The sequence below is a fragment of the Amycolatopsis thermoflava N1165 genome (genome assembly GCF_000473265.1).
Lineage (GTDB): Bacteria > Actinomycetota > Actinomycetes > Mycobacteriales > Pseudonocardiaceae > Amycolatopsis_E > Amycolatopsis_E thermoflava.
Map to the genome: position 1 here is coordinate 5,315,597 of NZ_KI421511.1, position 11,349 is coordinate 5,326,945.

The window sequence follows — 11,349 nt, forward strand, 5'->3', positions numbered from 1 at the left end:
CTTCGTTGGTTCAGAGCGGCCGGAACCCGACCCGCTCGGCGTCGTCGGCGGTGCGGAACCACACCTCGGCGATCATGCGGCCGTACTGCGGTGAGTCCTCGGTGCAGTAGCGCAGCGCGGTGACGCTGGCCTTGACCGTGAACTCCTCCGACGGCTTCCCGCCGCCGGGCCGCGGCATCGCCGATCCGGGGCCGAACGGGCCCGGCGGCACCGAACCGTCCGCGCGCGTGCGCGGGGTCGGTTCGAACAGCGAACCGCTGCGGCCGCCCTCCTCGGGCCGGGGCTCGCGCCGCTCCACGGTCCGCATGGAGGGCTGGACCGGCTTCGGCGGGTCGAAGGCGTGCGCGGACCGCCGCGGCTGCCGCTTGGGCAGGACCTGGGTGGTCTCGGTGGCCGTCTCCTCGGTCGGGGGCTGCGGCTGGTCGTCGAACGCGTAGGCCGGCGGCTCGGGCTCCGCCGCGGCGAACGGCGTGAAGGCCGACTCTTCCGCGCGCGCCGGTTCGGGCGCGTGGTCGGGGTCGAACAGCGACCCGCGCTCCGGCTCCGGAGCCCGTTCCCGCCCGAACAGCGAGCCGCGCTCCTCCTGGCGAGTCTGGTCCGGCTCGAACGAGCCGCGATCCTCACCCCGGAGCGCCGGATCCGGCTGGAACAACGTGGTCCGCTCGGCAGGCGACTCGTCTCGCTGGAACAACGACCCGGCAGGCTGCTCCTGCTCGAACGCCGACGGCGCGGCCTGCTCCTGCTCGAACAACAAACCCCGGCCGGCAGGCGCCTCACTCTGCTCATGGCGCGGCTTCCGCTCGGCCCCGGCGTCGTCCTGCTCAGCCACCTGGCCGTATGCGGCGGCCTCGCCCTGCCCGTAGCGCGGCTCCTGCTCGAACTCCTGCCGGTACCCGGCGTCGTCCTGCTCAGCCACCTGGTTGTAGCCGGCAGCCTCGCCCCGCTCGGACTCCTGCCCGTACCCGGCCTCATCCTGCTCAGCTGCCTGGCCGTGGCCGGCGGTCTCGCCCGGCTCGAACAGCGCGCCGCGCTCGGACTCCTCACGCCCGTACCCGGCGACCTGCTCCCGGCCGAGCCCGGCGTCGCCCACGTACAGCGCGCCACGCTCGGCGGCGTCGTCCCGCTCGTGGCCGAACGCGTTGAAGACCGTCGTTTCGTCGGCCTGCGGCTCCTCCGGCTCGAACAGCGAGTCGTCGTCGATCTCGGAGCCCGGCTGGTACCCGGGCGACCGTCCGGCGAGGCTGTCGCGCTCCAACCAGGACGGCGTGGCGTGATGCTCCTCCGCCTCGGGCGTCTCGGCGCCGACCCGTTCCTTCCGCGCGACCGGCGCGGACACCGGGTCCCGCTCGAGCGTGCGGGTCGGCTGCGCGGCGGGCGCGCTCTGCGCGGCGAGGAGCCTGCGCTCCAGGTGCCGGCTTCTCGCCTGAGCGGGCCGGGCCAGGAACAACCAGGTCAGCAGCACCCCGACCACGAATGCCGCCGCGCTCCACAGCCAGACCTGTCCGAAAATGGACATCCGTGCTGCCCTTCCTTTCCTACCGCGCGGTTACCACTCACAGTGACGCCGCAGCGGCTCACGCATGACGCGCGATCTACCTGGTCCGCGCGACGAGGTAGTCCGCGACGGACTCGCACGCGTCCCTCGCGGGCCCGGCCGGCAGGGGGGCCAGCTCCGTCCTCGCCCGCTGAGCGTAGTCCGACAGGGTGACCATGGCGCGGTCCAGCCCGGTGGACGCCCGCAGCAGGGTCAGGGCCTCCTCGACCAGGTCGTCGTCGGTGATCGGGCCCGCCAGCAGCTCGACCAGCCGCGGGTCGGTGTCCGGGTCGGCCAGCGCGTACAGCATCGGCAGCGTGCGCACGCCCTCCCGCAGGTCGGTGCCCGGCGTCTTGCCGGACTCGTGGGACGGCGAGGCGATGTCGATGATGTCGTCGGAGATCTGGAACGCGGTGCCGATGATCTCGCCGAACCGCTGCATCGCCCGGATCACGTCCGGCTTGGCACCGGAGACCATCGCGCCGAACCGGCCGGAGGTGGCGATCAGCGAGCCCGTCTTCTGCGCGATGACGGTGAGGTAGTGGTCGACCGGGTCCTCGCCCTCGCCCGGCCCGACGGTCTCCCGCATCTGGCCGGTGACCAGTTCGCTGAACGTCTCGGCGAGGATGCGGGCGGCGTCGGTGCCCAGGTCGGACACGAGCCGGGAGGCGTGTGCGAACAGGAAGTCGCCGGTGAGGATCGCGATGCTGTTGGTCCAGCGGGCGTTGACGCTGGGCGCGCCGCGCCGCATCGTCGCCTCGTCCATCACGTCGTCGTGGTACAGCGTGGCCAGGTGGACCAGCTCGACGGCCGCCGCGGCGATCACGACGTCCGAGTGGTTGCCGTCGCCGAACTCACCCGCCAGCAGGGTCATCATCGGTCGAAAACGTTTGCCACCCGCCTCGACCAGGTGCGACGCGGCGTCGTGGACGGCCTGCACCTCGCTGCGCGCGGTGTCGCGCAGCAGCTTTTCGACGTCGTCCAGTCCAGCGGCCAGCGTGCGCAGCAGCTGCTCGTCGGCGATCCGCAGGCCCACGCTCCCGCGCAGCTCCTCGATCGTGCTACCCCGGTGCCGCACTGACACGTTGTCCGCCCTCTCCGCACTTCACTGACCGGTCCTCACCAGCGTAATGGCTGCACCCGGGGTGTTCGTGCGCCCTCTGCGAACCACCCTGGTGATGCACGCGACAACGGGTCCCCACACCATCGGGTGAGCCGCCCCGCAAGCCCTTCTGACCAGCACTAACGTTCGCGAGGTGACCAGCAGGAGGGCGCAGAACACCATCGTCGCGGCGATCATGCTCGGGATGCTGCTGGCGGCGCTGGACCAGACGATCGTGTCCACCGCCCTGCCGACCATCGTGGCGGACCTCGGCGGCGCGAACCACCTGTCGTGGGTGGTCACCTCGTACCTGCTCGCCGAGACGATCATGACGGTGCTGATCGGCAAGTTCGGCGACCTGTACGGGCGCAAGCGGGCGTTCCTGGCCAGCGTGGTCCTGTTCCTCGCCGGGTCGTTCCTGTGCGGGTGGGCCGACTCGATGGCCATGCTCGTCGCGTTCCGCGCGCTGCAGGGTCTCGGCGCGGGCGGGCTGATGGTGACCTCGGCCGCGGTCATCGCCGACGTCGTCCCGCTGCGCGAACGCGGCAAGTACCAGGGCGCGATCGGGGCGGTGTTCGGCGTCTCGACGGTGGCCGGCCCGCTGCTCGGCGGCCTGTTCGTGGACCACCTGAGCTGGCGGTGGGCGTTCTACGTGAACGTGCCGATCGGGGTGCTGGTGGTCCTCGTGGCGGTGTTCGTGCTGCCCACGGTCAAGTCGGCGGTGCAGCCACGCATCGACTACCTGGGCATCGTCCTCATCGCGCTCGCCTCGACCGGGCTGACGCTGGTGACCAGCTGGGGCGGCACCGAGTACGCCTGGACGTCCCCGGTGATCATCGCGATGGCGGTCGGTTCGGTCGTGCTGCTGGTGGCGTTCGTGCTGGTCGAGCTGCGGGCCGCGGAGCCGATGCTGCCGATGCGGCTGTTCCGCGGCCGGGTGTTCTCGGTTGCGGGCATCCTGAGCTTCGTCGTCGGGTTCGCGATGCTCGGCGGCATCACCTACCTGCCGACGTACCTGCAGCGCGTGCAGGGCGCGAGCGCGACCGAATCCGGGCTGCGGATGCTGCCGCTGGTGGCCGGGATCATGATCACCTCGCTGGTCAGCGGTGTGGTGATCAGCCGCACCGGGCGGTACCGCGTCTTCCCGATCGCCGGATCGCTCGTGCTGGCGCTGGGCCTGTACCTGCTGTCGCACCTGGACGCCACCACGGGCTTCTGGGTCACCTCGGCGTACATGGTCGTGCTGGGCCTCGGGCTCGGCTGCACCATGCAGGTGCCCACGATCGTCGTGCAGAACACCGCGGACTACGCCGACCTCGGGGTGGCGACGTCCGGCGTGAGTTTCCTGCGCACGCTGGGGAGTTCCTTCGGGGTCGCGGTGTTCGGCTCCATCTACGCGAACAACCTGCCGCCGCAGCCGACCACGGAGTCCTATGTGGACGCGATCGGCACGATGTTCCTGATCGCCTCGCCGATCGGGTTGCTCGCGCTGGTGGTCGCGTTGTTCCTCAAGGAGGTTCCGCTGCGGGACACGTCGAAGGCGCTGGCGTCGGGCAACAGCGGGGTCGGCGAGGGCTTCGCGGTGCCGGGCTCCGGGGATTCGCGGCAGGAGCTGGAAAAGGTCGTGGCGACGGTGTGGTCGAAGCAGAAGACCGATCCGGGGCCGGAGATCCTGGCGCGCTCCGGCGTGCCGCTGAGCTACGCGCAGGCGTGGCTGATCGCGCAGATCTACCGCAACAGCGTCGACGACGGCGACGCCACGCTGCAGGAAATCGCCGTGCAGACCGGTGTTCCGGCGGGCATCTTCGAACCGACGGCGCGGCAACTGGTGGCGGCCGGGCAGCTCGCCGAGGCGGACGGGCACTTCACGTTCACGGGGCACGGCAGCGACACGTTCGCCCGGCTGGTCGGCGCGTGGCGGTTGTGGGTGCTGGACAACGTGACGGGCTCGGAGGCCGCCGCGGGCCGGGACTTCACGGCGTGCGTGGACGAGATCGCGACGCAGCTGATCAGCAACAGCCGCGCGCTGACGCCGGCGGGCAGGCACGCGACGCCGGTCGGCTAGCACACCCGACCGACAAAAACGGCGCCACACCGGCGAAACGGCGCGACTTGTCCACATCGCCCTCAGCCATCCACAGAATCCCGTTCTGTTTCCCACTCCGCCGCCACACCGGGCATGCTCGAGACATCCCTCCCGAAAGGAGCCTCGAGAAATGACCGAGCAGACCCTCCCCGGCCGCCGCACCCGCAACCAGGCCCTCCGGCCCGTGATGGGCGAGGCGCGTGAGCGCGGGCTCGCCCAGCGGCACCTGCGCAAGCTGATGCGGCTGGCGCGCGAGCAGCCCTGCCGGTGCGGCGACGTGCACCGGCACGCGTGTTCCTATCCCGACGTGGTGCGCGCGCTCGATCCGACCTGACCCCGGACGCGGAAGTGCCCCCGCGCCCGGGTGGGCGGGGGGCACTTCCGGTAGCGCGGTCGTCAGAAGGCGAAGGCGCCCGCTCCCGCCCAGTCCAGGGCGAAGGCGGGGGCGACGCCGAGCAGCAGGGTGATGATCACGCCGAGCGTGATCGCCGCCGTGGTGAACGCGCCCGGCACCGTCACGGTCGGGCCCTCGGGAGCCGGCTTGGAGAAGTACATGAGCACGACCACCCGCAGGTAGAAGAACGCCGCGACGGCGCTGAACACCAGCGCGATCACCACCAGGGGCGCCATGCCGTCCCGCAGCGCCGCCGAGAACACGACGAACTTGCCGACGAACCCGCTGGTGAGCGGGATCCCGGCCAGAGCGAGCAGGAGGAAGGTGAACACCCCCGCCAGCACGGGCGACCGCTTGGCCAGGCCGGCCCACGCCGACAGGTGCGTGGCCTCGCCCTTGGCGTCACGCACGAGCGAGACCACGCCGAACGCGGCGAGCGTCGTGAAGCCGTAGGCCAGCAGGTAGAACAGGGTCCCGGACAGGCCCTGGTCGGTCATCGCGAGCGTGCCGACGAGCAGGAAGCCGGCGTGCGCGACGGACGAGTAGGCGATCATGCGCTTGACGTCGGTCTGGGTCAGGCCGAGCACGGCGCCGATCGCCATGGAGATGATCGCGACGGCCCACAGCACGCCGCGCCACTCCCAGCTGGTCGACTCGAACCCGACGGTCAGCACGCGCAGGATGCCGCCGAACGCGGCGACCTTGGTGCAGGCCGCCATGAACCCGGTGACCGGGGTCGGCGCGCCCTGGTAGACGTCCGGCGTCCAGGTGTGGAACGGGCCGACCGAACCCTTGAACAGCAACCCGACCACGAGGAGGCCCATGCCCGCGAACAACAGCATGTCCGACCGGTCCGAGCCGGCCGCGGCGTTGGCGATGTCGGCCAGCTTGACCGAACCCGCGTAGCCGTAGAGCAGCGCCAGGCCGTAGAGGAAGAACGCCGACGAGAAGGCCCCGAGGAGGAAGTACTTGACCGCCGCCTCTTGCGACAGCAGGCGCCGGCGCCTGGCCAGGCCGCACATCAGGTACAGCGGCAGGCTCAGCACCTCGAGCGCGATGAACATGGTGAGCAGGTCGTTGGCCGCGCAGAACGTCATCATCCCGCCCAGCGCGAACAGCGCCAGCGGGAAGACCTCGGTCTGCATGCCCGTCGAGCCGACCTGGGCCCGGTCCTGCACGGTGCCCGGCCGGATGGCGGCCTGCGCGACGAAGGCGCCGCCCGGCTCGACCGAGCGGTCCGCGATCAGCAGGATCGCGGGCAGCGCGAGGGCGAGCAGCGTGCCCCACAGGAACAGGGCGGGCTTGTCGACCGACACGGCGCCGCTCAGGGTGGTCAGGCCCTTGACCGGCGAACCGCTGACGTACACGGCCAGCGCGACACCGGCGGCGGCCAGACCGGTCAGGCTGAGCAGCACCTGCGACGGCCACCGCATGTGCCGGGGCAGGAACGCCTCGAACAACACGCTGACGCACGCCGCGCCGAGCACGATCAGCACCGGCAGGATCGCGTCGTACGCGATCTCCGGTGCGGAGATTTGCCCTTGCTGGGCCAGAATCCCGAGCATTTCACTGGCCTCCGTTGAGTGCGGAAAGCGTCGCGTCGACCGATGGGGTCACCGTGTCCAGCACGGGTTGCGGGTAGAAGCCGAGCCCGATGATCAGCACCACCATGGGCACCAGGATCGCGAGCTCCCGGCCGCCGAGGTCCCGGATCGTCTTCCGGGCGCCCAGCTCGGGGGCGATCGCGGTGCCCGGGCCTCCCCCGGCGCCGACCAGCGCGGTCCCCCGCACCGGGCCGGTCATCAGGCGCTGGTACAGCCACAGCACGTAGGCCGCGGCGAGCACCATGCCGACGGTGGCGAGGATCGCGTACACCGGCTGGGTTTCGAAAGCGCCCAGCAGCACCAGGAACTCACTGACGAACGAGTTGGTACCCGGGAGGGACAAAGTGGACAGACCGGCGATGAGCAGCATGCCGCCGAGCAGCGGTGTCAGCTTGAACATGCCGCCGTAGTCGGAGATCCGCATGGAGCCGCCGCGCGCGATCACCAGGCCCAGCACCACGATCAGCATGCCGGTCGCGAGGCTGTGGTTGAGCATGTACGTCACCGCGCCGACGGTCGCCTGCTGGGTGAAGGCGAAGATGCCCAGCGCGATGAACCCGAAGTGGGCGATCGAGACGTAGGCGACGAAGCGTTTCATGTCCTGCTGCCCGGCGGCGAGGATCGAGCCGTAGAGCACGCCGATCACCGCCAGCACCAGCACCAGCGGCGCCAGGTCCTTGCTGGCTTCCGGGAACATCGGCAGGCAGTAGCGCAGGAACCCGAACGTGCCGACCTTGTCCAGCACGCCGACCAGCAGGACGGCGACGCCGATGGGCGCCTCACCGGCGGCGTCGGGCAGCCAGGTGTGGAACGGCACGAGCGGCGCCTTGATGGCGAACGCCAGGAAGAACCCGAGGAACAGCCAGATTTGGGTGCTCGCCGGCGCGTCCCGGACCACCGTGACCAGCGTCGCCCAGTCGAACGTCCCGTTCCCCAGCTCGTCGGCGGCGAGCGAGTAGGCCCCGATCGCCGAGGCCAGCATGATCAGACCGCCGAGGAAGGAGTACAGGAAGAACTTGACCGCCGCGTACTGCCGGTTCGCGCCGCCGTAGCCGCCGATGAGGAAGTACATCGGGATCAGCATGATCTCGAACAGCACGTAGAACAGGAACACGTCGGTGGCGGCGAACACCGCGATGGTGATGGCCTCCTGCACCAGGATCAACGCGAGGAAACCACCCGCGCTGCGGTCCTGCGGCAGCTTGTCCGCCGTGCCCAGGGCGCCGATGACGATCGGCACCAGGAACGCGATCACGGCGATCATCACCAGCGCGATGCCGTCGATGCCGAAGGAGATGTGCACGCCGAAGCTCGGGATCCAGTCCATCGAGCTGGTGTGCTGCAGGCGGGCGCCGTTCGGCTCGTAGGTCGCCCACGTCGGGATGATCATCGCCAGCTCGACGATGGCGAACGCCACCGCGGTGAGGATGGCGAGCCGGTCGTTGCGGCGCAGCCCGGTGACGACGCACGCGCCGATCAGCGGCCAGAGGATGAGGGCCAGTACCCAGGTCATGAGAACCTCACCATCAGCAGTGCGGCGACGAGGACGAACGAGCCGGCCAGCATCGACAGGGCGTACGAGCGGACGAAGCCGGTCTGCAGTCTGCGCAATCGCCCGGATCCGCCACCGAGGGCGGCGGCCAGTCCGTTGACGGCGCCGTCGACGCCCCGGCTGTCGAGGTAGACCGAGAACCGGGTGAGCCACATGCCCGGGGTCGCGACCAGTGCCTCGTTGACCGCGTTGCCGTACAGGTCCTTGCGGGCCGCCTTGACGACCGCGGAGACGTTCTCCGGCCGCTCGACCGGGGTGTCCCGGCGCCCGACGACGAGCCAGGCGAGCAGCACGCCGAGCGCGGACAGGGCGACCGTGATCCACGGGATGAGCGAATGCGGGATCGCGGTGTGCTCGGCCTCGCCGAGTTCACCCAGCGCCGGGGCGAGCCACTCGGAAAGGCGGTCGCCGAGGGCGAAGAACGCGCCGGCGCCGACCGAGCCGATGGCCAGCACGATCATCGGCGCGGTCATCACCGGCGGCGACTCGTGCGGGTGGAACTCCTTGCCCTCGGCGGTGCGCAGGTCCCGCCAGCGTTCCTTGCCGAAGAAGGTGAGCAGCATCAGGCGGGTCATGTAGAAGGCGGTCAGCGCGGCGCCGAGCATGGCGGCGAGGCCGAACACCCAGCCGCGCCAGCCCTCCTGGCCGAAGGCGGCCTCGATGATCGCGTCCTTGGAGAAGTAGCCCGACAGGAAGGGGAACCCGATGAGCGCCAGGTAGCCGAGCCCGAAGGTGACGAACGTGATCGGCATGTGCCGGTACAGGCCGCCGAACTTGCGCATGTCGACCTCGTCGTTCATGCCGTGCATGACCGAACCGGCGCCGAGGAACAGCCCGGCCTTGAAGAAGCCGTGCGTGAGGAGGTGCATGATGCCCAGCGCGTAGCCGAACGGCCCGAGCCCGACGGCGAGCATCATGTAGCCGATCTGGCTGACCGTCGAGTACGCGAGCACCTTCTTGATGTCGTCGTAGGCGCAGCCGATGATGCACCCGATCAGCAGGGTTATCGCGCCGACGAGGGTGACGATCAGCCTGCCCGTCTCGGTCTCGTTGTAGATCGGGTTGGCGCGCGCCACCAGGTACACGCCGGCGGTGACCATGGTTGCCGCGTGGATGAGGGCCGACACCGGGGTCGGGCCTTCCATCGCGTCCGGGAGCCACGCCTGGAGCGGGAACTGGCCGGACTTGCCGCACGCGCCGAGCAGCAGCAGGATCGCGATCGCGGTGATCACGGCGGGCGGGGCGTCGCCGATGCGGTCGAACACGCCCGCGTAGGTGACGGTGCCGAGGTACTTGAACATCAGGAAGATCGCGAGGGCGAGGCCGACGTCACCGACGCGGTTCATCAGGAACGCCTTCTTCGCGGCGGTCGCCGCGGAGGGGCGGTCCGAGTACCAGCCGATGAGCAGGTACGAGGCCAGGCCGACGCCCTCCCAGCCGAGGTAGAGCGTCACGAAGTTGTTGCCCAGCACCAGAACCAGCATGGAGGCCACGAAGAGGTTCAGGTACCCGAAGAAACGCCGCCGGTTGCGGTCCTCCGCCATGTAGCCGATCGAGTAGATGTGGATCAGCGCGCCCACACCGGTGATCAGCAGGACGAAGACGAGCGAGAGCGCGTCGATGCGGAGCCCGAAGTCGATCTGGAGGTCACCGACGCCGATCCAGGTGAACATCCTGGTGTCGGTCACGTGCCCGTCGCTGCCGAAGAACAGCACCAGGCCGTACACGAACGACGCGATGACCGTCGCACACCCGAGGAGGTGACCCCAGCGGTCGGTGCGCCGTCCCCCGGCCAGCAGGACGAGCGCGCCGAGGGCCGGGAACGCGACCAGCAGCCACGATGATGCGATCACGCGGATCCTTTCTGCGGCGCGAAGCGCCTCCGTTGAGGGTGGTGGTGGGCCGGCGGGGGGCCCTAGTACTTGAGCAGGTTGGTGTCGTCGACCGAGGCCGAGCGGCGGGGTGCGGAAGATGGCCATGATGATCGCCAGCCCGACGACGACCTCCGCGGCGGCGACGACCATCACGAAGAACGCCATCACCTGGCCCTCGAGCCCGCCGTTGATGCGGGAGAAGGTGACCAGGGAGAGGTTCACGGCGTTGAGCATCAGCTCGATGCACATGAACACGACGATGGCGTTGCGCCGCACCAGCACGCCGACCGCGCCGATGGAGAACAGCAGGGCTGACAGCAGCAGGTAGTAGGTGGGGGTCATTCCTCGTCACCCTTCCCGACCAGCGCGTGGGCGTCGGGCTGCGGTTCGGTGCCCTCGACCTGCTTGCGCTCGGCTTCGAGCCGCGCCGTGGGCGTGGACTCGATGATGGTGGACAGCGACTCGGGCGCGACCGTGCCGTCGGGCAGGATCGCGGGGGTCGTGACCGAGTGGGACGTGGCGAACACGCCGGGCCCTGGCTTGGGCGAGATGCGTTCGTACTCGCCGCGGAACCGGGCTTCGACGAGTTCCTTCTGCGTGCGGCGGCCGCGTTTCTCGGTGAAGGCCAGCACCATCGCCCCGAGCGCGGCCGTGATCAGCAGTGCCGAGGTGAGCTCGAACGGGAACAGGTAGTCGGTGAAGATGAGGCGGCCGAGGCCGCCGGCGGTCCCGTTCGGCGCGGGCGCCGGGGTGACGTTGGCGAGCGCCCGGGTGAGCGCGGTGGCCATCAGCCCGGCGATGCCGATGCCGAGGATGCCGCCCCACAGGCGCTGCCCGCGCAGCACCTCGACGACCGAGTCGGAACTCTCCCGCCCGACGAGCATCAGCACGAACAGGAACAGCATCATGATCGCGCCGGTGTAGACGATGATCTGGGTGAACCCGAGGAACGGCGCCTGCTGGACCATGTAGAGGATGCCCAGCGAGAACATCGTGAGGGCCAGGAAGAGCGCCGAGTGGACGGCGTTGCGGGCGAAGATCAGCCCGAGTGCGCCCAGCAGGGCGATCGGACCGAGGATCCAGAACGCGATGGCCTCCCCGGTGGAGACCGTCTCGGCGGCCTGTGCCAGCACCATCACCGCACCTCCTCACGGACGGTTCCCGCGGCGTCGCCGCGCGCGGGGCGAAGACCCCGGACAGGGA

At 70.2% G+C, this 11,349-nt stretch carries 8 protein-coding genes; 2 read left to right on the forward strand and 6 right to left on the reverse strand.

Going from position 1 to position 11,349, the window contains the following annotated elements; translation table 11 throughout:
- Positions 1-10: 10 nt before the first annotated feature.
- Positions 11-1,516, reverse strand: coding sequence for a sunset domain-containing protein (locus AMYTH_RS50550; protein WP_027932741.1), 1,506 nt, complete (start codon positions 1,514-1,516; stop codon positions 11-13).
- A gap of 76 nt (positions 1,517-1,592) precedes the next feature.
- The gene (locus tag AMYTH_RS0126080; protein ID WP_027932742.1) at positions 1,593-2,612 is read right to left on the reverse strand and encodes a polyprenyl synthetase family protein; all 1,020 of its coding nucleotides are present in this window, start codon (positions 2,610-2,612) and stop codon (positions 1,593-1,595) included.
- A 178-nt stretch (positions 2,613-2,790) separates the two neighbouring features.
- On the opposite strand from AMYTH_RS0126080, the gene AMYTH_RS0126085 reads away from it, so the two are divergent.
- Positions 2,791-4,701 carry an MDR family MFS transporter gene (locus AMYTH_RS0126085; protein ID WP_051362820.1) on the forward strand — a complete coding sequence of 637 codons (1,911 nt, stop codon included), beginning with the start codon at positions 2,791-2,793 and terminating at the stop codon, positions 4,699-4,701.
- A 151-nt stretch (positions 4,702-4,852) separates the two neighbouring features.
- Positions 4,853-5,056, forward strand: coding sequence for a hypothetical protein (locus tag AMYTH_RS0126090; RefSeq protein WP_027932744.1), 204 nt, complete (start codon positions 4,853-4,855; stop codon positions 5,054-5,056).
- A 62-nt stretch (positions 5,057-5,118) separates the two neighbouring features.
- Here AMYTH_RS0126090 and nuoN read toward each other — a convergent pair whose 3' ends face one another.
- From nuoN to AMYTH_RS0126110, 4 genes are read right to left on the reverse strand one after another with little or no spacing between them, the layout of a single operon-like run.
- Positions 5,119-6,681 carry an NADH-quinone oxidoreductase subunit NuoN gene (nuoN, locus tag AMYTH_RS0126095; RefSeq protein WP_027932745.1) on the reverse strand — a complete coding sequence of 521 codons (1,563 nt, stop codon included), beginning with the start codon at positions 6,679-6,681 and terminating at the stop codon, positions 5,119-5,121.
- Between the two features lies 1 nt (position 6,682).
- Positions 6,683-8,233, reverse strand: coding sequence for an NADH-quinone oxidoreductase subunit M (locus tag AMYTH_RS0126100; protein WP_027932746.1), 1,551 nt, complete (start codon positions 8,231-8,233; stop codon positions 6,683-6,685).
- A complete protein-coding gene (gene nuoL, locus AMYTH_RS0126105) occupies positions 8,230-10,488 on the reverse strand; it encodes an NADH-quinone oxidoreductase subunit L (protein ID WP_084022678.1) in 2,259 nt (752 codons plus the stop codon). Before nuoL ends, AMYTH_RS0126100 begins: the two co-directional genes overlap by 4 nt.
- Positions 10,485-11,282: an NADH-quinone oxidoreductase subunit J gene (locus AMYTH_RS0126110; protein WP_027932748.1), complete on the reverse strand. Its 798-nt coding sequence runs from the start codon at positions 11,280-11,282 to the stop codon at positions 10,485-10,487. Before AMYTH_RS0126110 ends, nuoL begins: the two co-directional genes overlap by 4 nt.
- Positions 11,283-11,349: the final 67 nt, after the last annotated feature.

Coding starts and splice junctions, on each gene's coding strand:
- AMYTH_RS50550 (WP_027932741.1), bottom strand. CDS start 1,516: ATGTCCATTTTCGGACAGGTCTGGCTGTGGAGCGCGGCGGCATTCGTG.
- AMYTH_RS0126090 (WP_027932744.1), top strand. CDS start 4,853: ATGACCGAGCAGACCCTCCCCGGCCGCCGCACCCGCAACCAGGCCCTC.
- nuoN (WP_027932745.1), bottom strand. CDS start 6,681: ATGCTCGGGATTCTGGCCCAGCAAGGGCAAATCTCCGCACCGGAGATC.
- AMYTH_RS0126100 (WP_027932746.1), bottom strand. CDS start 8,233: ATGACCTGGGTACTGGCCCTCATCCTCTGGCCGCTGATCGGCGCGTGC.
- nuoL (WP_084022678.1), bottom strand. CDS start 10,488: ATGACCCCCACCTACTACCTGCTGCTGTCAGCCCTGCTGTTCTCCATC.
- AMYTH_RS0126110 (WP_027932748.1), bottom strand. CDS start 11,282: ATGGTGCTGGCACAGGCCGCCGAGACGGTCTCCACCGGGGAGGCCATC.